This window comes from Marivita sp. NO-S04, assembly GCF_059070475.1.
Window position 1 is genome coordinate 1289869 of the sequence record NZ_CM180980.1, and the last position, 21062, is coordinate 1310930.

A 21062-nucleotide genomic window follows, 5' to 3' on the forward strand; every position below is an offset into this window, starting at 1 on the left:
TGCCCTCCGATCAGGAGGCGTTGTCTGTTTCTGCCAGAATGGCGTAATGGGTGACCCAGCCATCGAGATGGGGCAGGCCTTCGGGGATGCCGTGGCTGGCCTCGGTCTGGGCGGAGATGCCGCGGCGCTGCCATTTGTCGATCGTGGTCTTGAGGGCCGACTTGGTGTTGGTCTCGCCAGAGCGCAGGGCGTCGATGACCTCATCGGCGAAGTGACGTCCCATCTTGCTGTCGAGGAAGTCGCGGATGCCGATCGTCTCGGCCTCGCCTTGGGCGTTGATCGCCTCGGCGATCAGGGTGCTGGCAAGTGTCCAGAGGGTGTCGCTGGTGCAATCGCGCAGCGGGCAGGTCGTGACGGTGCCGTAAAACCCGTAGGCGGTGTTCTGGCTGGGCAGAATGGTGCGGTTGGTCATTTGGGTGATCCCTTGTTTATGGCACGCGCGACAGCGCGGCCTTCTACCGCCGCAAGCCCGGACCAGCCGGGCAGGGGGGGCAGGCTGCGCGATTAGGACCATGCAAACTCGATGCTGGCGAAGTCCTCTTTCTCGAACCCGTCTGTCGCGAAGTCGTCAAAGATGTCCTGCGGGGTGCGTTCGGTGTCGAAGTAAAAGCCCCCGATCAAGCGGTTAGCGGTCTTGGCTTCGGTCTCCAGAAGGATGCTGCCAAGGGCACGCTCGATGCTGTCGTGTGCCGTGCGCGGGTTTGCAAAGCGGATGGTGACTTGCATGTCGGTGTCTCCTGTGTGGCTGCCGCGCGGGTTGCGGCGTGTCTCACTCCTTGAGCCCGGAGGTCCCGGGCTGTTGGGGTGTGTTAGGCTGCAGCGCGGTCCCGCAGATCGGTGACCCGCTTGTTTGCGGCCTCCGTGTTGTCGGCGATCTCGATGGTGCCCTGCGCGTCGCCGATGGCGATAAAGGTGCCGCCCCAGCGGTCGGTGCGCTCTGTCAAGGTCAGCGTGCCGTGCGCGTCGGCGAGGGCAATCGCGAGGCAGGTCGCGGAAAGTGTGTGGGCCATGTCTGCTCCTCCTGTTCGTGTGCCGTGTTGGGCGGGTGCCCGGTTTGGCTGTCAGGAGGTAGAATCGCTTAAAATTGGAAGAAAGCGTAGGAAAATCAGCGTCATTAGATTGCTCTTTTTGATGCTGATCTGTTCATTTATTGGACGTCAAACCAGTGGATTGCGGTTTGCAGCAGGTGGTCGTAATCGCCCGATGTGGCCTCCTCGATGAAGGCGTCGACCTCGGTCTTTTCGAGCCCGTATTCCTGAGCGGCTTGCTTGCAAAGGCCAAGGATGACAAAGGCGTTTCCGTTCTGGCCGGTCAGCACGACTGTGACGTTCGGGTGTTTGGGGGTCATGTTCGTGTCTCCTTGTCGCTGGGCCCGCGGTGCCGAGGCCTTCTATCACCGCGAGCCCGGACGAGCCGGGCTGTCGGTGGACCCGGAGGTCCCTTTACTGCGCCTCGTTTTTCCACATCGGGCTGTGGCCGCGGGCTTTCGCATGGGCGATGGCCGCCTCCACTGTCTCGAAGCTGGGGGCTTTCCACATCATGGGCTCGTTTGTTTCAGGGTCGCTGAATGCCCGCTGGCCGAGGATGGCAGCGCGGTCTGCGGGGACCTGTTCGCAGATGTCTGTAGGGATCGACCCGACATAGCCAAAGCGACTGGACGGGAATTGAATGATGTGCAGGCTGACGTTTGCGCCGCTGATGCCAAGCATGGGCATGGTAAACCTCCTGGTTCCTTTTTCGGTCCACAGGATTGATCGTTCAGCGGTGCTTATCCACTGAATTCCGAGCAATTCCATTGCTTTATGGGGTGCCCATGGCGCAATCAAAACGTCTGTCATTGATCGAGGCGATCACCAACACGGTGGTGGGGTATGTGCTGGCTGTTGCCACGCAGTTTGCGGTGTTCCCACATTTTGGCCTGCAGGTCGGCATCCTGGAAAACCTCTGGCTTGGCCTGATTTTCACCGGCGTCTCGGTGCTGCGGGGTTATGCGCTGCGGCGCGTGTTTGACCGGCTGACATCGAAGAGGTGAGACATGTCCGACGGGACGCAGAGAGGGACCAATACGCTGACGGTCAACCAGGTGGCGGCTCTGTGTGGACGCAGCACACAATGGGTGCATCAACTGGCCAAGGCCGGGTTTGTGCAGAAACAGGGCAAGAATGAATACGCGCTGGTTGCGGTGATCCGGGGTGTGATCGCCTATTACGAAGACCTGCAGTCGAAAAACAGCAAAACCGCGGCTGCAAGCCGGGCGACGGAAGCCCGCACCCGCGAGATCGAGTTGCGCATTCAGGAACGCATGCGGGACTTGATCCCGTTGGAGGACGCGCGGGCGGTTGTGAGCGAGATGGCGGCGCTGGTGCGGGCGGAGTTCCAGGGTCTGCCTGCCCGCTTTATCCGGGACATGCAGGACCGCCGCAAGCTTGAGCAGGAAATCGATGGCGCATTCGATCGATTATCGAGACGCGCAGAAGAAGCGGCGCGGTCTCTGGAGACTGGCCGGCCTGATCTGGAGGCCGAGCGAGAAGCGTGACCCTGCAGCCTGGGCGGCAGCCCACCGGGTGTATCCCGAGACGGCGGGTATTCCCGGACCGCGGGACCCGGGACTGACGCCCTACATGATCCCTTGGTCCTCGGCGGTGCATCGCGGCGGCTACCGCCGGGTGGTGGCGGTGACCTCGGCGCAGTCGGGCAAGACCGACAGCATGCTGGACATCATCGGGGCGCGGCTCGATCAGAAGCCGGCACCGATCTTGTATGTCGGGCCGACGAAAGAGTTCCTGACCGACCAGTTCGAGCCACGGCTGATGGCGCTGCTGGACGAGGCGGAGACGCTGGCGGGCAAGGTGGTGCGCGGCCGGCGGATGAAGAAGACGCTGAAGCATGTGGCCGGTGTGCGGCTGCGCCTTGCGCATGCGGGCTCGTCCACGGCGCTGAAGTCGGACCCGGCGGCGCTGGCGCTGATCGATGAATACGACGAGATGATGGCCAATGTGAAAGGCCAAGGGGATGTGCTGGGTCTGGTGGAAGCGCGGGGCGAGACCTACGCCGATTTTGTCACCGCGATCACCAGCACACCGGCGCGCGGCCTTGTGGAGATCGAACCGGATGATGCCAGCGGTCTGGAGTTCTGGGCGCGGTCCAGCCCGGAGGATCTGGAAAGCCCGATCTGGAAGCTCTGGCAGGAGGGCACGCGGCACCATTGGGCCTGGCCCTGCCGGTCCTGCGCGGACTACTTCATCCCGCGCTTCAAGCAGCTGCGCTGGCCGAAGACGGCCAGCCCCGCACAGGCCAAGCAGGCCGCAACGCTGGAATGTCCGCGCTGCGGCGCGCAGCACGTGGAGACCGACAAGGTCTGGATGAATGCCCGGGGCGCGATGGTCGCACCCGGTCAGCAGGTGGCGCTCAAGGACGACGCAGCGCATGTCACGGGCGCGCCGGCCGACAGCGCCACGCTGTCGATGTGGACCTCCGGGCTCTGCTCGCCCTTCGTGACCTGGGGCCAACGGGCGGAGACCTATCTCACGGCGCTGCAGTCCGGCGATCATGGCCGCATCCAGACGGCGATGAACGCAGGCTTTGGCGAATGCCATGCCATGACCGCCTCGGGGGATGTGCCGGACTGGCAGGAGATCCTGGAGCGACGCCAGCCCTACCGGCCCGGGGATGTGCCCGCGGGTGGGCTGCGGCTGGTGATGGGTGTGGATGTGCAGAAGTTCAGCCTCGTCTATGTGATCCGGGCCTTTGGCGCGCGGGGAACATCCTGGCTGATCGACAATGGCGAGCTCTACGGTCCGACGGAGGACGATGACGTCTGGTCGGCCCTGGCCGATCTGATGCTGACACAGGTGGGTGGGCTGCAGATCGAGAAGGTGTTCATCGATTCAGGCTTCCGGCCGGACAAGCCGGAGCTGGGCAATGAGCACAAGGTCTACGAGTTCTGCCGCCGCTATAGCTGGCTCTGTTCGCCCACCAAGGGGCGGGATCAGCAGAGCCCGCCCTACCGGGTCTCGAAGATCGAGGTGAAGCCGGACGGAAAAAAGGCGCTCTATTCGATCGATCTGGTGACGCTGTCGACCGACTTCTTCAAGTCGCTGGTGATGTCGCGCATCCGCACGCCGGCGGATCAGCCGGGGGCGTTTCATGTGCATGAGGCGATCACGGAGGAGTATTGCAAGCAGCTGACCTCGGAGGCCCGGGTGGTGATTGAGGGCAAGCCGGTCTGGGTGAAACGCTCGCGGCATAACCACTATCTCGACTGCGAGGCGCTCTGTGCCGCGATCGGCTACACGATGAATGTGCAGCGCATCCCGGAGGGCGTTGAGCGGGCCCCGAAGCGCGAGGCGGCGGTGCCGGAGGGACATGACGGAACGCAGGTTGAGGGCAAAGGTCCCGAAACGCCGCCGCCAACATCGCGTGGTACCGCAGTCCGCGGAGGCGGCGGCGCGCTGCGGGCGCGATTTGCGCGCCACGGCAGCAGGTTAAACAGATAGCGCCAGAACCGGCTCAAGAGAAGCCGGTGCACAGAGCGCAGCGCGGCAGGCCACCGCGCAAGATGGCAGCGCCCTCCAACGAGGTGAGCGAACGACTGAAAGGAGGGCGCTGCCGTTACCCCTGTTGATGCGCGTGCCTTCGAACTTCACAGCAACCGGGGCGGATGCAGCTCGGTTACGTCACGAATCCCCCGCTGCGGGAAGGTTTAGAGCGGGAAAAAACATCAAAGGACAAGTATTTTGTGCGTCTGGATGCGCTGCCACCATTCCACATATCGCCCAAGAAAGTGGTGGTGGCAGCGCACTGCGCGCGCGGATAATCGCGCGTCAGCATGCGGTAGAATGTAAGGCTGCAGGACATTTTTGCAAATCTGCACTCGGATCACGTGGAAGAGGGTGGCAGCGTCCCAAGTGGTGGCAAAGACCATTGATAAGATGGTTCGGGACGCTGCCTGTACTTTCAATCAGCGACGATGTCCGTGGATCGCGGTGACTGATCGTACACACGGTCTTTTGTCACGAGGCAAAAGATCGCCCTGTATTTAGAGGTTTATGACCACAGGCGTGCAAGTGCCCATCATGTCGCAATGACCTCAATTTTCGGCAAACGCGCCATAGCAATCCTGACGAATAGGTAAAGGCGGCACTCTCAAGGGGGCGTGACGGAACAGTCACAGTTGGGGCGAGAGCGCCGCCGATGCCTCAAGCGACGCACGGTTTTCCGGGGTGTGCATCGCCACAGGCATACGCAGCCTCTGACTGCTGAGACCCAAGGCTGCGCAATGCAGTTAAAAAATGAATTCAATCAAACACAAGAAGAAATTAATTTTTTTGCATCGCTTCCATCAGCGGCGTTGTCAGAGCGAATGTGGAGGCAGCGCCCTCTGTCTGTTTCAACGAAACCAACTTGGAGAGCATTTGAGGGCGCTGCCCATGCTTTCTGTCGTGTGCTGGGAACACCCGACGTGCAGCATATGCAGCATCTCATCGCAAAAATCTGAGGCTGCCAAAGCATTAAAAAATCGAACATCCGGAAATACAAGAAAAACTGTGTTGAAGCCGCTGCCATCAACGCATCTGGAAAGCGGAGGCAGCGGCGGGCGGCTGGAGCAGAACAGGTGCAGGCCAGCCGCAGTATTCCGATAAGGTCAATTGCTCATGATTCAAAGGCTCAAATCTCTCCTTGCAGAGGCGATACCGCTAGCCGTGCCACAAGGCCCCACCTCTCCGTCCCGCCCCTCGGGCAAATACATGCGCGGCGGCCGGGGTGTAACCTTTGCAGGGTGGAAGCCTGCGCTTCGGGAGGCGCAGGACGATATCGGCGAGGCCTGGGATGATGCGGCAGCCCGGGTCAAGGACCTGCTGCACAACAGCGGCTGGCTGGCCGGCGCCATGGAGCAATGTGTGGCCAATACCGTGGGTATGGGGCTGCAGCTGAAGGCCCTGCCGGAAAACGAGACCTTCGGCATGACGCCTGCGGAGGCGTCCGATTGGGCGAAGACGGTGGAGCGGCGGTTCGAGCTCTGGGCCCGGAGTGCTCAGGAATGCGATATTCAGGGCCTGCGCACGTTCGGCCAGATGCAGGCGGCGGCGTTTCGGTCCTGGTTGGTGACCGGGGAAATCCTCGCGGAACTGCCCTGGCGCAAACGCCCATGGAACCGCTACGGCACGAAAGTACGCCTGCTGCCGCCGCAGCGGCTGTCGCGCAAGACCGAAAGCCTGCGACGGCTGATCAACGGGGTCTACACGGATGCTGACGGCATGCCGGTGGGCTATCGGGCGATCCGCAAGGACCTGTTTCGTCATGATGTGGAATATGACGTGCGGGCGCGGGACCGGGCGGGACGCCCGCGGGTGATCCATGTCTTCGAGGGTGCGCCGGGTACGCATCGGGGCATCTCGCCGCTGGTTCCAGCGCTGCAGGTGGCGCGGCAGTTCGACCAGTTGGCGGATGCCACGCTGATGGCGGCGATCGTACAGACGCTCTTTGCGGTGACGATCACCTCGGACGAGCCGACCGAGCAGGTGCTGGCGGGTCTGCTGACGCCGCAGGAGCAGGCGCAGATGCTGGCGCAGGGTGTGTCGCCGATGGAGGCGTATATCGAGATGGTGGCGGGGTACTATGACGACAGCACGCTGGATGTCGGGATCAATGGCCGGCTGGCACATCTGTTCCCGGGTCAGGAGCTTAAGTTCCACACGGCCAACCAGCCGTCTTCGGAATACGCCGCCTTCTCGATGCATCTGCTGCGGGAACTCGCGCGGTGCCTTGGGCTGACCTATGAAAGCGCCACGGGCGACAATGTGGGGGCGACCTATTCCTCGCTGCAGGCGGCGACGACGGAGATCTTCGCGATCACGAAGGCGCGCCGGCGCAACATCATGGCGCCATTCTGCCAGCCGATCTACGAGGCCTGGCTCGAGGAAGAGATCGAAGCGGGCGGCGTGCCGTTTCCGGGGGGTGTTGCAGGGTTCATGGCCAACCGCACGGCGGCGTGCCGGGCGGAGTGGCGCGGCGATCCGAGGCCGCAGGCGGATGATCTGAAGAAAGCCAAGGCGCATGATGTCTGGAAGCGGCTCGGCGTGATGTCGGATGCGATGATCTGCACCGATCTCGGGGCCGATGTGGACGATGTTTACCAGCAGCTGGCGCAGGAACGGGCCTTGCGGGCCGAATACGGTCTGCCGGAGCCGCAGATGATGGGGGCGCAGGGCGGTGGTCCGGGCGCGCCAGACGACACAGATGATGAGACTGAGACATGACGATCGACATTGATGAGGCTGACCCCTGCGCGGCGGCGGCCAGCTTGCGGCAGGTCTATGTCCAGCTTGTTGCGGGTGAAGGCGCCATGGAGGTGCGGTTTCGGGCGGGATCGAACGGGGTGGAACGCTCGGTGCGGTATCACAGTGCGCATCCCGACCGGCTCCTGGCGGTCATTCGGGGTTTTGAACAGGAGTGTGCCCGACACCAGAGCCTTCGGCCGATGCGGTTTGCGCTGGGAACAGGAGGGATGCGATGAGCGATCTTCCAGGGGATATGTTGGAGCCTGATCTTCAACGGAGCGCGGGACCGTCGCTTGCCCAGATCGCGAGCCGGGTTCTGAACCGGCCGCTGCTGCTGCATCCGGACAAGGTCGATCTGATCCTGCATGTGCTGCAGGGGCGGATCGGCATCGCGCCTTTGGCGGCGCCAGACCCACAGTCGAACCGCTTCGTTGGCACATACCGCCGCGACAATGGCAGCGTGGGGTCCATGCGCGTGGAAAACGGCGTGGCGATCCTGCCGATCGTGGGCAGCCTGGTGAACCGCGGCGCGTGGATCGGGGCCAGTTCGGGGCTCGTGTCTTACGAGGGCATTGCGGCGCAGCTGAGGGAGGCGCGAGCTGACCCGGAAGTTCGGGTGATCCTGCTCGACATCGACAGCCCCGGCGGTGAGGCGACGGGGATGTTTGCGACAGCCAGACTGGTGAGCGCGATCAACCAGACCAAACCGGTCGTGGCCTTCGTCAATGATGTCGCGGCCTCCGCCGCCTATGGCATTGCCAGCGCGGCCAGTGAGATCGTCGTCTCGCCGACCTCAATGGTCGGATCGATCGGCGTGGTGCTGACCCATTTTGATCGCTCGGGGGAACTTGAGGACCGCGGCGTCAAGCCGACGCTCATTCACGCGGGCGCGCACAAGGTGGATGGCCATCCGTTTGGACCGCTGTCGGACGCCGTGCGCGCGGACCTGCAGGCGGAGGTCATGAAGATCTACGACCAATTCGTCGGTCTCGTGGCCGAAGGGCGTGCAGGCCAGATCAGCGCCGACGCGATCCGGGCGACGGAAGCCCGCACCTATCTCGGCACCGATGCCATTGCCCAACGCCTCGCCGACCGTGTGGCGAGCCTGGACGAGGTGATCGCCACCTTTGCGCAACCGCCCTCCGGGGCAAGCCCCCAGAGAAAGGGAGGACCCATGACCAAAATCATCCAAACCGAGGCGCCACAGGGCGAAGCCTCGGCCTTCAGCCCCGCTGATCTGCAGGCTGCTGTCGATGTGGCCCGGACGGAAGCCCATGCCGCTGGTGTCACCGCCGGCAAGGCCGAGGCCACAGCGCGGATCAAATCCATCCTGACGGCCCCAGAAAGTGAAGGTCGAGAGGCCCAGGCGCTGGTGCTTGCACTCGAGACCGAGATGACGGCGGAAGATGCAGCGAAAGTTCTGACGGCGTCACCCAAGGCATCGGTCGCCACAACGATTGCGGAAAGGGCGGCGCAAGAAACCGAACTAGGAGCCGAAACCCCAGCGGATCACCACAATCGCGCCGAACGCAGCATCGCCGGCTGGGCCAAAGCCGTCACCAATGCCAATGCGCGGTTCGGCTGACATGCACTCCATGCAATCCAAGGACATCCCCTCATGACAGTTCTGACTGAAGGCCGGCATCCCGGCGAATTCCTGATGACCGAGGCCAATGGCCAGCGCTCGCGGGATAGCATCACCATCGCAAGTGGCGCGGGCGTTATCGCCCCGGGCACGGTGCTGGGCAAAATCACGGCAAGCGGCAAATACCTCGCCAGCGCGGTCGGCGCCACCGATGGTAGTCAGACGGCCGTCGCCATCGCGCTCTATGGCTGTGATGCCACCACACGTGATGTTGCGATTGCCGCCATCACTCGGGATGCCGAGGTGAACGGTAAAATCCTGACTTGGCACCCCGACCGTGATCAGGCCGCCGAAAAGGCTGCTGCCCAAGCTGACCTCGCCTCGGTCGGCATCATCCTGCGCTGAGCGCGGATGACTGTCGCCATAGGCTAACGCCAGCCCCGAGTTCCTCACAGTTCAAATCTGATCCCCTGCCGCCACAGGCTGCGAGCCGTTCCCGCGTGCCCAATCCACCGGCGTGTCGACGCAACAAAGGACCCCCCATGTCGATCCTCAACATCTTCAGTTAAGACGCCTTCAGCGTCATGCGCCTCACGGACGCGCTTCGTGAGATCAAGTACACTCCGTCCCGCATCGGACAGATGGGGCTGTTCCAGACCACCAGCATCGACACGCTGGATATCGCCATCGAGAAGGACAAGGAACAGAACCGCATGCTGGTCTCCGCCAGCCCAAGGGGCGGTCCCGGTCAGACCTTCGACAAATCAAAGCGCGCCATGCGCATGCTGAAAGTGCCCCACTTCCAGGTGGACGATGCCATCTATGCCGACGAGGTCCAGCAGGTGCGCGCCTTTGGTCAGGATGAACCGCCCCGGGTTTACCGGAGAGTTTCTGGTTCAATAGTTAGGCTGCTTTTTCGTCAGCGTTCAAGCTTGCGTAGAATGCCTCCTCTGCTTCTTGTGGCGTGATGTAACCGACGGCGCTGTGAAGGCGGGTGTTGTTATACCAGTCGACCCATTTCAGAGTTTCCCATTCGACCTGACCGACCGACTTCCAGGGGCCGAGGAACTTGATGACCTCGGTCTTGAACAGGCCGATGATGCTTTCGGCGAGGGCATTATCATAGGAATCGCCGACGCTTCCGACCGAGGTATCGATGCCGGCCTCTGCGAGCCGCTCGGTGTATCGGATCGACAGGTATTGGCTGCCACGATCACTGTGATGGATCAATTTGTCAGCCTCAGACGGCGCCCTCTGGCAGATGGCCTGGTTCAGGGCATCCAAGACGAAACCAGTCGTCATCGAGGTCGAGACCCGCCAGCCAACGATCTTGCGGGCGAAGACGTCGATGATGAAAGCCACGTAGACCATTCCTTGCCAGCTGGAAACATAGGTGAAGTCGCTGACCCAAAGCTGGTTTGGCATGTCCGCCACGAAGGCTCGGTTTACCTTATCGTGCGGGCAAGGTTGTGCCGTATCGGGGTTGGTGGTGATCACCTTCTTGCCCCGCACAACGCCTTGTAATCCCATGACCTGCATCAACCTCTCCACCGTGCAGCGGGCGATATCATGGCCACTGCGGCGTAGCTGGTGCCAGACCTTGCGCGCGCCATATCGGCCCCGGCTGCCCTCGAAGGCCTGCTTGATCGCAGCCATGTCCAGCTGATCCTGCCTGGCCCGGTCCGATGCCAGATCCGGATCACGCTCCACGGCCTTGAAGGCGTAATAAGTCGATGGTGCGATCCCCAGAACCCGGCAGATCGGCCCGACACCATGGACACAACGGTGATCATCAATGAACGCGATCATTTGCGGAATGGGCGGTCGAGCTCCGCCGCTGCGAAATATGCGCTGGCCTTCTTCAGGATCTCGTTGGCCTGGCGCAGTTCACGGACCTCACGCTCAAGTTCCTTGATCCGATCCTTCTCGGCACTTGTCAGACCGGCCCGCTGCCCGGCATCGCGTTCGGCCTGCTGACACCAGACCCGCAGACTGTCCGGCGAACAGCCAAGCTTCGGCGCGATGGCCTTATAGGCGGCCGTATCGCTGGAATAATCGGTACGGTTCTCTCGAAACATCCGAACACCGCGTTCGCGAAGCTCGGCCGGATAGGCGGGGGTGAATCTCTGCTTTGTCATAGGGCTCATCCTTTGAGTGTTTTACTCTCCGGTAAACCCGGGGCGGTTCAGTCCCGCAGCTACTTCGAGATGCGCGACGAGAGCTTCGCCGCCATGGGTGAGCGCTTGGCACGCGAGATCGGGGCCAACTTCCGCATCGTCGACGACACGGTCATTCTCTCCCGGCGCAACGCCGACTACACCGCGGCCGTCCGTGCTTCCTGGGGTGACAACCTGCACAGCTGGGACATTGCCCCGCAGCTTGGGCGGCCGCAGTTCAGCGGCGTCCGGGCGCGCTGGTATGATGTCGAGAAGACCGGCTGGCAGGTGGTGGAGCGGGCCACAGGGCTGGATGTTCGGGCGGTCCATTCCGGGCGCCTGTCTCTGGCGGGGCCAACCGAGGCAACGCAGCAGACGGACAGCGATGCGGCGACAGCCGAGCGCGATGCGGGCGAAGGCTCTGTCGTGATCGAGGGCAATACCGCCGCCATCCCCGATGGGCTCTGCATCGTCTCGGGCACCCGGCCGGGCGTTGACGGGGCGTACCGGATCGAGGCCGTGACCCATACGCTCAGCCGCGCAGGTGGCTTTGTCACCGTACTTGACCTCAAGCAGCCGCGCAGCGGCGCAGGGGCTGACCCGCGCGAGGCCACGACCCCGCCGGTGGCGAGGGCCGAGGTCGCGCCAAGCACCCCACCCGCATTCGACCCGGATGTCTCCGGGCCGCAGTAACAGGACAGGACAGCACATGGCGCAGGAATGGGTCGCGGGGATCCCCACACTGGTTTACTTCATCATCGGCATTGGCGGTGTTGCGGGCGCCATGCTCGCCATCATCAAGCTCTGGCACACCATCCGGCCCCGGCCGGACACCACCGAGCGCGACATCGAAATGATCCGCGACGACGTGCACGACATTCGCGCCCGGGTCGCCGCCCTGGAGATCGAGATCGCCAAGATCGACCAGCCCTCCATCGCAAAGCGCTTTGACGGCCTCGAGGGCAAGATCGACCGGCTCTACGAGTTCCTCCTCGACCGTTTCTCGGACGGAGCACCCGACCGCAGGCGGTGACGGGGAGGCGCACGCTCAACGACCAACGCATCACATCACACAGCCGTCCTTTGGGGCGGCTTTTTTTATCGGAGACCGAAATGACCCCCTACGAGATTGCCAAAACCTATATCGGGACCACCGAAGGCGCCGGACCGCAGAACAATCCGGTGATCGTGCAGATGTACGCCACCGTAGGCCAGGATTGGGTCGAGCATGACAGCGTGGCCTGGTGCGCCGCCTTTGTCGGTCATTGCGTCGAACGCGCCGGCCTGCGCTCCACCCGCAAGCTCAACGCCCGATCTTATCTGAATTGGGGCGTGCCGGTCGATCTGGCAGACGCACAGGAAGGCGACATCGCGGTCTTTACCCGTGGCGACCCGAGTGGCTGGCAAGGTCATGTCGGCTTCTTTGTGCGCAAGACCGCCGCCTCGATCGAGGTGCTCGGCGGCAATCAGGCCGATGCGGTCAACATCAAGCGCTATGCAAAGACCCGGCTCCTCGGCATCCGCCGGGCGGGCAGCGTCGCACCCGCTGTGACCCTCTCGGTGCGCGACGTGCAGCAGCGGTTGCGCGCGCTCGGCTATCATGAGGTCGGGACTGCCGATGGCATCATGGGGCCGCGCACAAGAGGTGCAATTCTGGCCTTCCGGGATGATAACCAACTATCGCTGGTACCCATCATCGATGTTGCGCTCACCGAGGCGCTGGCATCGACCTTGCCGAAACCGATTGCGGATGAACGCGGGGCAGGGGTCCCAAGCGAAAGTCGGATCGTCACGGCTGCAAACGCTCAGATCGGTCTCGGAACGCTTGGAGCAATTGGCACTGTCGGCGCGCAGTTGGGTCCGGCTGTTACCGAGGCAGAAGGCGCCCAGGCACTGGCGGATCGGGTGTTTGCCATTCTTGGGCTGGATGGCTGGCTTTCGACAGCCCTGCCATGGGTGGGCGCTGCCGTGTTCGTCGGCGTCATCATCTACGCTGTGAAGGTGCGAAATGCCCGGATCGAGGACCACCGCACAGGGAAAACGCCGTGATGGGTGTGTTCATCACCGCGGCGCTCTCTGGGCTAGGTCGACGCATCGCTTTCTTGGGTGCGATAGCAGCCGCAGTTGGTTTTGCGATCTGGGCCCTGATCCGACACGGTCGCCATCAAGCCGAGGCCGATCTTGCAATACGGAAGGCGGATGCGAGGGTGCGGGCGATGCAGATATCAAAGGAGACTCGTCATGAAGTTGGCAACGCCGACCGCGCTGATCTTGACCGCCGTGCTGAGCGCTGGATGCGGGATTGATCCGCGGGATTTGCAGGACAATTGCTATTGGGCGGAACCAATCCGCCTGTCGCGCGCGGACGTCCTGGCAGATGAGACCTTGAAGCAGATTGTTGCCCATAACGAAATCGGCGCACGGCTCTGCGGGTGGCAGCCATGGTTGCAACCTTGAGCGAAAGTCCTTCGATTCTCAAAGGCTACGCTTGTTGGCTTCATTGTCACCAACATGCCCGTGAAACCCGACTGGGTCGCGCGGTTCTAGAACCAGTAAGGCACCGCCAAGCAGCACATCAAGGAAGACAAGGAACGTCTGATTTACCGCTTCGGCTGCGCCGATTTCGGGGCAATTGGACGTGGATCATGCGGGCGCGCGCGATTTTGCATTGATGGCGCCAGAATTGGCAGCCCTGCGGCGCCCACCCCCTGATTTCGGGCAGACTCCACCTCATGCCATCAGTCTCCGGCGGACGAGGAACAGGTTGCCGGGTGCGAACAGCGTGAAGAGCTCGGCGCGGTTCTTGGCAAGGCCGCGATAGCGGGTCTTGATGTAACCGAACTGTCGCTTGAGGAGCCGAAACGGATGCTCAACCCGGGCCCGCACCTTGGCGATGATCCGATTGATGTCTTCGTCGATGGGGTGCAGCGCGCCGCCTGCCGGCGCCTTGCGCATCACGCCCCAGAACGTGTCGGGCCCGGAGAACGCGGCCTCCCGCGCAGCGCTGACATAGCCCTTATCCGCCCAGATCGACGTTTCATCACCGTGCAGTAGTTCGTCCCAGACCTGGCTATCGTGTGTCTTGGCGGTCGTGGTGTCCAGGCTATGCACGATCCCGCTCTGTGCATCGACGCCGACATGCGCCTTCATGCCAAAGAACCACTCGTTGCCCTTCTTCGTGGACGACATCTCGGGATCGCGCGCCTTGGCTGCGTTCTTGGTCGAGGATGGCGCGTCGATGGTCGTCGCATCGACCAGCGTGCCCGAGCATAGCGTGATCCCGTGATCGGCCAGTTGACCGTTCACCTCGACGAACAGCTTTTCGATCAGCTGATGCTTTTCCAGCAGGTGGCGGAAGTTCAGGATCGTCGTCTCGTCGGGGATGCGATCGTCGCCGAGTTCGATGCCCGCGAAGCGGCGCATGGCGTCGCTATCATACAGCATCTCCTCTGCCATCGGATCGCTGAGCGCATACCAGTTCTGGAGGAAATATATGCGCAGCATCCTCTCTAGCGGCATGGGCGGCCGTCCATCCTTCGGTCCCACCTTCGGGTAATGCGACTCGATCAAAGCCAGCATACCCGGCCAAGGCACAACCGCATCCATCTCGGAAAGAAATTTCTCACGCCGGGTCTGCTTCTTCTTCATCGCGTGGCGGAGACCGGGAAAGGCGGGCTGCTTGGGCATCGGCGAGGCTCCATTATCGTCCCCCACAGTGTATCTCAAACCGCTCAGCACGCGAGGTTTTTCAGACGTTTCTTAATCTTAGTATTTTATTTAGTACCTAAAATTTTAGGTAAAAACTTTAGGGTTTGCGTTGCATCGCGCAGTCATTTTTTCATTTATGAATAAGCGCTTAATGTAAAATTGCACATGGTATATAAAACGCTGTATATTTCGCTTGTCGCACAGATTTTGATCAATATATTTATCAGCGCAGGTGATTCTTTCTCCTAAATGCCATGAATGGCATTTTCGCATGGTGTGCTCTTTGAGCATGAATGGGGAGATACACGAAATCGTTATTACGGGGTGACTTCATGACCCTGAATCAAAAGGAAAAAGAACCATGGCGTTCAACCTAAGTGCACTGACCGCACAACAACAAGCCGCTGCGATCTACATCGGGTATTACGATCGTGCACCAGATCCGTATGGTATGGATTTCTGGGAAGCAGCAGTCAGAAATCCCCTTGTATCACTTGTAGAAATTGCGACATACTTCTCAGCCCAAGAAGAAACCTATGCAGTACACCCGTTTTTTGTCACTCCATCGGCCAGCGCTGCGAACGTATTTATTTCCGAACTGTACCTGAATCTCTTCAACCGTTCGCCTGATATGGCAGGCCTGACATTCTGGAGCGGTGTTCTTCAGCAATCCATCGATGGCACAGGCCCACTATCAGTGGGTGAGATCATCCTTGCGATCATCGAGGGCGCACAAAATTCCGCTGAAGGTCAGGACATCACGACGCTTCTGAACAAGATCGAAGTCGCAAATGCCTGGACAGATGGAGCGGAAGCTGCTGGCCTGACGGCGCCAAACTCGTATGGTGACAGCGAAATCGCTCAGGCCAGCGCAAAATCGATCATTAACGATGTGACATTCGCATCATCCTCCGTGGACACAGCCAAAGCAGAAATCACATCGACTTTTGAAAACTTTGTGGATGGCTCCAAATTCACACTCACTGCAGATGCTCCTTCGATCCTCGAAGGTGACAACGGTACGAAAGTGCTGGTGTTCAAGGCCACGTTGGACGAAGCGCCAAACCAGGCGATTTCGGTGAACTACGAAACCCTGTCCAGCGGCACCGCTGCTTCGGGTGATGACTTTACTGCTGTCGCTGGAGCGGTCACTTTTGCCCCAGGTCAAACCGTCGCGACTGTATCTGTGACGGTTCTTGGAGATGCGACGTTTGAAGCTGATGAAACAATTGAGGTTAAATTCTCTGGTGCGCGGCTCACAGGCGACGTTACCGCCACCGGCACCATCACCAACGATGACATTGATCCGCAAGTTGCCCTCGGCGCTGCATACACCGCCGCAAAGGCCACTTATGATGCAGCCGTCGCTGCAGCTGCGACCTCAAGTGCTGCCGCAACGGCCGCTCAAACCGCTGCTGATCTTGCGGAAACAGCCGTCAACAGCTTGGCAACAGCCAACGCCTACAGCACAGCCGCGCAGGCTGCACAAACAGCCGCTGTGGCTGCACAGGCTGATGCCGCTGCCGTAGTTACGGCTGCCGCCGCTGTCCAAGCAGCCGCCGCAGCGACACTGTCTATCGCTGATGATGCGGACGTTGCTGGGGTCAGTGCAACAGCCCTCGCGGCGAAGGCTGCCGCAGATACGGTAAAATCGGTGGCAGATGCCGAGGTTGCAAACGCTGTAGCTCAGATCGCCAATTATACGGGTCAAACATATACCCTCTCTACAAGTTCGCCCTCGATCACCGAAGGCGACACTGGCACGAAAAACCTGACCTTCACTCTGACGCTCGATGAAGCGCCAACTAAAGCAATCACCATTAACTACCAGACGCTGAATTCTGGCACCGCAACTGCAGGCGACGACTTTAACGTTGCCGCTGGTTCTGTGGAATTTGCCGCTGGCCAGACTGTGGCCACTGTCTCCGTCATCATAAATGCCGACACTGACTTTGAGGGTGATGAAACCGTTCAGGTTCAGTTTTCGGGTGATGCACTTGACGCCGCTGTAACCGCAACCGGTACGATCACCGAAAACGATGTCGATCCGGACACTGTTTCGCAAACCTTTACGCTCACTACAGGTTCGGATGTTCTCACGCCAAGTGTCGCTGCAGTGGCAAACCGGACGTCCACAGGCAATGACTCGATCTTCGGCCTGACCTCAGGCTCACTGTCGTCAGCGGACATCATTGATGGTGGAGCAGGTACAGACGCCCTGATAGCAGACTATAATTTGGCCGCAGACAACGCGACCACAACAGTTTCGCCTTTTCTTTCCAACGTCGAAAGCCTGACGATCCGAAACAGCGGTGTTACTGCTGACGGCGGTGAGACGCTTGTGTACAACGCGTCGCAGACAACCGGCTTAACCTCGTTGACGTTTGACGATTTCACCGGAAATACAGCGGCACTCACTGCTACGGCGTCCAATCTCTCCATAGACGTGGCTATGCTGGGCGTAAGCAATAACGACGTTTCGAATCACGCATACAACTTTAACTATTCGGCGGCTACCGGCACGGCGGATGCTGTTACGCTGAACTTGGCGAATAACGCCACGGCAACGGGTATTGTCACAATCAGCGACGCCACGGCGACCGCTACTGCGGATACCGGTTTTGAAACCGTGACAATCAACATCACGGGCGGCACATCTACCATCACCGACGTTGTCGTTTCTGACGCAGGCGGAGATAGCGTGAATACCTTCAAGTTCACCGGCGACAAGAGCCTGACAATTATCAACTCGCTCGGCTTTGAAGGTACCACCGCTGGTACTATCGATGCATCGGGCTTTACGGCAGGCACGCTTACCATTTCAGCGACCGATGGCGAGGCAATCACTTTCACCGGTGGCGCTGGTGATGTAAGTTTGACCACTGGTGTTGGCAATGACAAACTAACTGGAGGTTTGGGGAATGAAACTTTCATCGTTGGTACAGGTGATGACGTGGTCGTCGGCGGTGCGGGTGACGATGTTCTTGTGATCGCGAATGCCGCGCTTACCAACGCGGATAGCATTACGCTCGGCGTCGGCACCCGTGACGAGATCCGTTTCACTGACGTGACCCAGATTTCGGCTACTGGCGTCATCAATGACTCGCTTCTCGCCGGTTTCGCCGACGTGGAAGTGATTGGTTCGTCCGCTGCCGTAACTTCGGTTGACGCAAACGCCTTCACTCAGAATATTTTCAACCTGAGCGGCAACCTGACGGCGGCTGTGACGGTTTCTGATGCAGGAACTGGTGATATCGTTGTCCTCAGTGGTGCAGGTATCGATCTCGGAACAGGCAACACCGCTGGTGATGCGCTGACGCTTTCGGGGGCGCTGCCAGGTCAAAGCGTTACGCTAGAGCTGAGTGATGCAGACATCCTCGGTGACGATGGGAATGACGGTGACACTGCAATTACAGTGGCATCGGCAATCTCGACTGTGAACATCGTTTCGACGAAATCGGGCACAGCGGCAGTTACAAACACGATTTCGGTTGACGGAGCCGGGGGGGTAGCGGCAACGGCAGATCACGTGATTGACAACGTGTCGGCTCAGAATTTCGTTGTCAGTGGTGACCAAGCTCTGACGATCTCGTCGGGCGAACTTGCAGGCTTCTCAAATGCGGTTAACTTTGATGCATCTGCAGCAACTGGTGTGATCAACGTTGTAGGCTCGGCGGTGGCAGACATCATCAAGGGCGGTTCCGCAGCAGACGTAATTGATGGCGAAGCGGGCAATGACGTCCTGACGGGCGGCGGCGGTGCGGACACCTTCGTGTTTCTCTCAACCGAAAGCGGCACACCTTCGGCAACGAGCTTTGAGCAGATCACCGACTTCAACACCGGTGGTTCAGATATTATCGACTGGGATGCATCACTGACGATCGAAGTGGCGGCTACTGCTGCGGTCGCCGGTACTGCACAAGTAAACGCTGAAGGTGTCGCAATCTTCAACGCAGCTGACGATACGCTGGCCGAAAAGCTCGCGGCGGTCGTCGCCACGGTGAACTCCGATGGTGACTTCGTGATTTTCCAGCATGCCAACGACAGCTTCGTGTTCATCAGTGGTGATGCGAATTCGTCGCTCGATGCTGCTGACAGCCTGATCCAGCTGGTCGGCGTTACGGGTCTGACCGACAGCACCATCACTGGCGGCGGCGATCTGACCATCGCCTAATCCGACCTGACGGAACGAACATTGAGCCGGCCCTTCGGGGCCAGTTCTTCTGTTTAGAGCTTGTTCACCTCAATCGGAGTCATAGCCGGCCGCTACGAAGAAGTTGTAACATTCGTCTGGTGTGAAGAGCGAGCAAACGTTCCGTAAGGCGCGCCAGAGATCTTCATATGTTCGAGCAGCGACCATTCGTATGAGTGCTTTGAGCTTCGAGAATGCCATCTCAATGGGGTTCAGGTGAGCTATGCTGGAAACTGGGTGACGCGGCCTGATCAAGCGGCGCGGTTTGCAGTGCCGTTTGCGGCGACACCGTCGGTGAATATGACGCCTTCGATGACCAAAGGCAACTGATTGGCGCCCTTCAGGCGCCGCCATGTTTTCGCGGCGGCCTGAACGAGCTTGAAGACCATGAGCTTCGCCGTCTTCTGCGACAGCGCGCCCTTGGTTCGCACGGTCCGATGCCGAACGGTGGCGAAGACGCTTTCGATCGGGTTGCCCGTTCGCAAGTGATCCCAGTGGTCACCTGGGAAGTCGTAGAAGGTGAGCAACGCTTCCTTGTCCTTCGTCAGACAGGTGACCGCCTTCTCGTATTTGGCCCCGTATTTCGCGGAGAAGGTGTCCATGGCGGTTTCCGCTGCGACGCGGGTGTCGGCCTGCCAGATCTCGCGAAGGTCACCCTTCACCGTCGGCTGCATGGACTTCGGGAACTTGTTCAGGATGTTGGCGATTTTGTGGACCCAACACCGCTGATGCCGCGTGCCCGGGAAGACCTCGTCGAGCGCCTTCCAGAACCCCATCGCCCCATCGCCAACCGCGACTTCCGGCGGGACGGCAAGGCCGCGGGCCTTGATATCGATGAGCAGCTCGCGCCAGCTCTGCGTGCTCTCACGCACACCGACCTGGAAGCCGACGACCTCCTTCTTTCCTTCAGGTGGGCGTTGTTGCATTACCCCGGCCTGAGGCGTGACGTCCCCTTACCCCGCTGACGTTATGCCACGCGGACGATCTCGGCGGTGCCGAGGGCGTTGAAGCGGTTCATGAGGGCGATGCGGATGTGGATTTCGGCGGTCTGTCGGTCGGGGTCTCTTGCCATGATACGCTCGCCGAAGGATTTCAGGCAGCGCATCTTCGCCTCGATCCGGTTGCGGGCGTGGTATCCGGTCCAGCGTTTCCAGAACGCCCGCCCGTAGTATCGCGTCGCGCGCAGGGTGTCGTTGCGGGCGCGTGCAGCCGGGCAGTCTTCTTTCCAGAGACGTCCGTTCTTTCGGATCGGGATGATCGGAACGGCGTCGCGTTCGATGATGGCCTTGTGGCAGCGGCGTGTGTCGTAGGCGCCGTCGGCGGTGACCGTGCCTATCTGCTCACCTGCCGGGATCTGGCCGAGCAGGTCGGGCAGCACGGGGCTGTCGCCGTCGCGGCTGGGGGTGAACTCGACTGCCCGGATGTCCGAGGTGGTGGTGTCCATGGCCAGATGGACTTTGCGCCATTGGCGTCGGCCTTGCACCCCGTGCTTGCGGGCCTGCCATTCGCCATCGCCGAGGAACTTGATCCCGGTGCTGTCGACCAGCAGGTTCAGCGGGCCGTCCGCACGGCGATACGGGACCTGGACGGCCAAGGTCTTTTGCCTGCGGCACAGCGTGGAAAAGTCCGGCACGGGCCAGTCCAGGCCGGCCAGTCGCAGCAGGCTGGCCACCATTCCGGCGGTCTGGCGCAACGGCAACTTGAACAGGACTTTGATCGATAAGCAGAACTGTATGGCCGCATCGGAAAACACCGCCGGACGTCCGGGTCGACTGTCACGCGGCGCGCGCCAGGTCATGTCCTTGTCGACCCAGATGAGCAGAGACCCCCGCTTCCTGAGTGACGCGTTGTAGCTGGACCAGTTCGTCGTGCGATAGCGGGCGGGAGATGGCTTGCTCATGCACCGCGTCTAACGCCATGGATTCGCGAAGTGAATCCTTCGTCGTCAGACTTTTGCAACAATGCCGCGTCACCCCAAAATGCTGAGCCAGCCCTTCGACCGTGACCTTCCCATCCTTGCGCGCAATGTCGAGGATGTCGCGATGACGAAAGGCGTGGGGCATAGGGGATCTCGGTCTTGTCAAGTTTCGATAGAGGGGCGGCGATGATTCCGTAGCGTCACATCGTCTGATTGCCGGTTT

Annotated in this window: 21 protein-coding genes, 3 pseudogenes and 1 other annotated feature; of the genes and pseudogenes, 14 read left to right on the forward strand and 10 right to left on the reverse strand. The window is 60.7% G+C overall.

All coding sequences use genetic code 11. The annotated features are described in order from the left end of the window. Positions 1–10: 10 nt before the first annotated feature. The 5 genes from ACK3EW_RS06865 to ACK3EW_RS06885 all read right to left on the reverse strand — a co-directional run bounded on the left by ACK3EW_RS06865 (position 11) and on the right by ACK3EW_RS06885 (position 1715). On the reverse strand, positions 11–412 hold the full coding sequence (locus ACK3EW_RS06865; RefSeq protein ID WP_493808991.1) for a hypothetical protein: 402 nt from the start codon (positions 410–412) through the stop codon (positions 11–13). A 92-nt stretch (positions 413–504) separates the two neighbouring features. After that, the gene (locus tag ACK3EW_RS06870) at positions 505–726 is read right to left on the reverse strand and encodes a hypothetical protein (protein WP_493808921.1); all 222 of its coding nucleotides are present in this window, start codon (positions 724–726) and stop codon (positions 505–507) included. A gap of 83 nt (positions 727–809) precedes the next feature. Then, positions 810–1010, reverse strand: a complete 201-nt coding sequence (locus ACK3EW_RS06875; RefSeq protein WP_493808992.1) for a hypothetical protein — start codon at positions 1008–1010, stop codon at positions 810–812. A gap of 137 nt (positions 1011–1147) precedes the next feature. Next, complete coding sequence (locus tag ACK3EW_RS06880; protein ID WP_300581589.1) at positions 1148–1348, reverse strand: hypothetical protein; 201 nt, start codon at positions 1346–1348, stop codon at positions 1148–1150. Positions 1349–1442: 94 nt separating this feature from the next. Further along, positions 1443–1715 (reverse strand): hypothetical protein, encoded by a 273-nt coding sequence (locus ACK3EW_RS06885; protein WP_493808993.1) that lies wholly within the window; start codon positions 1713–1715, stop codon positions 1443–1445. A gap of 98 nt (positions 1716–1813) precedes the next feature. On the opposite strand from ACK3EW_RS06885, the gene ACK3EW_RS06890 reads away from it, so the two are divergent. The 8 genes from ACK3EW_RS06890 to ACK3EW_RS06925 all read left to right on the forward strand — a co-directional run bounded on the left by ACK3EW_RS06890 (position 1814) and on the right by ACK3EW_RS06925 (position 9833). Continuing rightward, complete coding sequence (locus tag ACK3EW_RS06890; protein ID WP_493808994.1) at positions 1814–2032, forward strand: DUF7220 family protein; 219 nt, start codon at positions 1814–1816, stop codon at positions 2030–2032. Between the two features lie 3 nt (positions 2033–2035). Then, a complete protein-coding gene (locus tag ACK3EW_RS06895) occupies positions 2036–2536 on the forward strand; it encodes a hypothetical protein (RefSeq protein WP_493808995.1) in 501 nt (166 codons plus the stop codon). Beyond that, the gene (locus tag ACK3EW_RS06900; RefSeq protein ID WP_493808996.1) at positions 2442–4496 is read left to right on the forward strand and encodes a terminase gpA endonuclease subunit; all 2055 of its coding nucleotides are present in this window, start codon (positions 2442–2444) and stop codon (positions 4494–4496) included. Before ACK3EW_RS06895 ends, ACK3EW_RS06900 begins: the two co-directional genes overlap by 95 nt. Positions 4497–5702: 1206 nt before the next feature. Continuing rightward, entirely contained in the window at positions 5703–7259 is a 1557-nt protein-coding gene (locus ACK3EW_RS06905; RefSeq protein ID WP_493808997.1) for a phage portal protein, read from the forward strand. Beyond that, positions 7256–7516, forward strand: coding sequence for a hypothetical protein (locus tag ACK3EW_RS06910; RefSeq protein WP_493808998.1), 261 nt, complete (start codon positions 7256–7258; stop codon positions 7514–7516). Before ACK3EW_RS06905 ends, ACK3EW_RS06910 begins: the two co-directional genes overlap by 4 nt. Beyond that, positions 7513–8865 (forward strand): S49 family peptidase, encoded by a 1353-nt coding sequence (locus tag ACK3EW_RS06915; RefSeq protein ID WP_493808999.1) that lies wholly within the window; start codon positions 7513–7515, stop codon positions 8863–8865. Before ACK3EW_RS06910 ends, ACK3EW_RS06915 begins: the two co-directional genes overlap by 4 nt. A 33-nt stretch (positions 8866–8898) precedes the next feature. Next, positions 8899–9270: a head decoration protein gene (locus ACK3EW_RS06920; protein WP_493809000.1), complete on the forward strand. Its 372-nt coding sequence runs from the start codon at positions 8899–8901 to the stop codon at positions 9268–9270. 179 nt (positions 9271–9449) lie between these two features. Further along, on the forward strand, positions 9450–9833 hold the full coding sequence (locus ACK3EW_RS06925; RefSeq protein WP_493809001.1) for a major capsid protein: 384 nt from the start codon (positions 9450–9452) through the stop codon (positions 9831–9833). On the opposite strand, the gene ACK3EW_RS06930 is transcribed toward ACK3EW_RS06925, so the two are convergent. Next, positions 9769–11003, reverse strand: a protein-coding gene (locus tag ACK3EW_RS06930) for an IS3 family transposase (protein ID WP_493808251.1) whose coding sequence is annotated in 2 segments (ribosomal slippage) — positions 9769–10703 and positions 10703–11003 — 1236 coding nt in all. Because the reading frame shifts where the segments join, the coding sequence is not laid out codon by codon here. The genes ACK3EW_RS06925 and ACK3EW_RS06930 overlap by 65 nt on opposite strands. Then, positions 10600–10716, reverse strand: a sequence feature (AL1L pseudoknot). (Overlaps the previous gene by 117 nt.) Positions 11004–11015: 12 nt before the next feature. Between ACK3EW_RS06930 and ACK3EW_RS06935 the strand changes: the two genes are divergently transcribed. The 5 genes and pseudogenes from ACK3EW_RS06935 to ACK3EW_RS06955 form a co-directional block, all read left to right on the forward strand. Continuing rightward, positions 11016–11714 carry a hypothetical protein gene (locus ACK3EW_RS06935; protein WP_493809002.1) on the forward strand — a complete coding sequence of 233 codons (699 nt, stop codon included), beginning with the start codon at positions 11016–11018 and terminating at the stop codon, positions 11712–11714. A gap of 16 nt (positions 11715–11730) precedes the next feature. Continuing rightward, a complete protein-coding gene (locus ACK3EW_RS06940; RefSeq protein ID WP_493809003.1) occupies positions 11731–12054 on the forward strand; it encodes a hypothetical protein in 324 nt (107 codons plus the stop codon). Positions 12055–12134: 80 nt separating this feature from the next. Next, positions 12135–13070, forward strand: coding sequence for a C40 family peptidase (locus ACK3EW_RS06945; protein ID WP_493809004.1), 936 nt, complete (start codon positions 12135–12137; stop codon positions 13068–13070). 192 nt (positions 13071–13262) lie between these two features. Then, on the forward strand, positions 13263–13478 hold the full coding sequence (locus tag ACK3EW_RS06950; RefSeq protein WP_493809005.1) for a hypothetical protein: 216 nt from the start codon (positions 13263–13265) through the stop codon (positions 13476–13478). Between the two features lie 33 nt (positions 13479–13511). Continuing rightward, positions 13512–13646 (forward strand): annotated as a pseudogene (locus ACK3EW_RS06955) (IS1380 family transposase); the annotation flags it as partial. Between the two features lie 105 nt (positions 13647–13751). Here ACK3EW_RS06955 and ACK3EW_RS06960 read toward each other — a convergent pair. Next, positions 13752–14708, reverse strand: coding sequence for an IS5 family transposase (locus ACK3EW_RS06960; RefSeq protein WP_493809006.1), 957 nt, complete (start codon positions 14706–14708; stop codon positions 13752–13754). Between the two features lie 382 nt (positions 14709–15090). Here ACK3EW_RS06960 and ACK3EW_RS06965 point away from each other — a divergent pair, with 382 nt between their 5' ends. Beyond that, a complete protein-coding gene (locus ACK3EW_RS06965) occupies positions 15091–18903 on the forward strand; it encodes a Calx-beta domain-containing protein (RefSeq protein ID WP_493809007.1) in 3813 nt (1270 codons plus the stop codon). Between the two features lie 69 nt (positions 18904–18972). Here the strand turns inward: ACK3EW_RS06965 and ACK3EW_RS06970 are convergent. From ACK3EW_RS06970 to ACK3EW_RS06980, 3 genes and pseudogenes are all read right to left on the reverse strand, one after another. Next, positions 18973–19134: pseudogene (locus ACK3EW_RS06970) on the reverse strand (IS630 family transposase); the annotation flags it as partial. A 38-nt stretch (positions 19135–19172) separates the two neighbouring features. Further along, a pseudogene (locus ACK3EW_RS06975) lies at positions 19173–19832 on the reverse strand (IS256 family transposase); the annotation flags it as partial. Between the two features lie 56 nt (positions 19833–19888). After that, complete coding sequence (locus tag ACK3EW_RS06980) at positions 19889–20821, reverse strand: IS5 family transposase (protein WP_493806415.1); 933 nt, start codon at positions 20819–20821, stop codon at positions 19889–19891. Positions 20822–21062: the final 241 nt, after the last annotated feature.

What these genes read in the sequence shown, in the direction of transcription:
- ACK3EW_RS06865 (WP_493808991.1), bottom strand. Translation starts at nt 412, where the DNA reads ATGACCAACCGCACCATTCTGCCCAGCCAGAACACCGCCTACGGGTTT.
- ACK3EW_RS06870 (WP_493808921.1), bottom strand. Translation starts at nt 726, where the DNA reads ATGCAAGTCACCATCCGCTTTGCAAACCCGCGCACGGCACACGACAGC.
- ACK3EW_RS06875 (WP_493808992.1), bottom strand. Translation starts at nt 1,010, where the DNA reads ATGGCCCACACACTTTCCGCGACCTGCCTCGCGATTGCCCTCGCCGAC.
- ACK3EW_RS06880 (WP_300581589.1), bottom strand. Translation starts at nt 1,348, where the DNA reads ATGACCCCCAAACACCCGAACGTCACAGTCGTGCTGACCGGCCAGAAC.
- ACK3EW_RS06885 (WP_493808993.1), bottom strand. Translation starts at nt 1,715, where the DNA reads ATGCCCATGCTTGGCATCAGCGGCGCAAACGTCAGCCTGCACATCATT.
- ACK3EW_RS06890 (WP_493808994.1), top strand. Translation starts at nt 1,814, where the DNA reads ATGGCGCAATCAAAACGTCTGTCATTGATCGAGGCGATCACCAACACG.
- ACK3EW_RS06895 (WP_493808995.1), top strand. Translation starts at nt 2,036, where the DNA reads ATGTCCGACGGGACGCAGAGAGGGACCAATACGCTGACGGTCAACCAG.
- ACK3EW_RS06900 (WP_493808996.1), top strand. Translation starts at nt 2,442, where the DNA reads ATGGCGCATTCGATCGATTATCGAGACGCGCAGAAGAAGCGGCGCGGT.
- ACK3EW_RS06910 (WP_493808998.1), top strand. Translation starts at nt 7,256, where the DNA reads ATGACGATCGACATTGATGAGGCTGACCCCTGCGCGGCGGCGGCCAGC.
- ACK3EW_RS06915 (WP_493808999.1), top strand. Translation starts at nt 7,513, where the DNA reads ATGAGCGATCTTCCAGGGGATATGTTGGAGCCTGATCTTCAACGGAGC.
- ACK3EW_RS06920 (WP_493809000.1), top strand. Translation starts at nt 8,899, where the DNA reads ATGACAGTTCTGACTGAAGGCCGGCATCCCGGCGAATTCCTGATGACC.
- ACK3EW_RS06925 (WP_493809001.1), top strand. Translation starts at nt 9,450, where the DNA reads ATGCGCCTCACGGACGCGCTTCGTGAGATCAAGTACACTCCGTCCCGC.
- ACK3EW_RS06940 (WP_493809003.1), top strand. Translation starts at nt 11,731, where the DNA reads ATGGCGCAGGAATGGGTCGCGGGGATCCCCACACTGGTTTACTTCATC.
- ACK3EW_RS06945 (WP_493809004.1), top strand. Translation starts at nt 12,135, where the DNA reads ATGACCCCCTACGAGATTGCCAAAACCTATATCGGGACCACCGAAGGC.
- ACK3EW_RS06950 (WP_493809005.1), top strand. Translation starts at nt 13,263, where the DNA reads ATGAAGTTGGCAACGCCGACCGCGCTGATCTTGACCGCCGTGCTGAGC.
- ACK3EW_RS06960 (WP_493809006.1), bottom strand. Translation starts at nt 14,708, where the DNA reads ATGCCCAAGCAGCCCGCCTTTCCCGGTCTCCGCCACGCGATGAAGAAG.
- ACK3EW_RS06965 (WP_493809007.1), top strand. Translation starts at nt 15,091, where the DNA reads ATGGCGTTCAACCTAAGTGCACTGACCGCACAACAACAAGCCGCTGCG.
- ACK3EW_RS06980 (WP_493806415.1), bottom strand. Translation starts at nt 20,821, where the DNA reads ATGAGCAAGCCATCTCCCGCCCGCTATCGCACGACGAACTGGTCCAGC.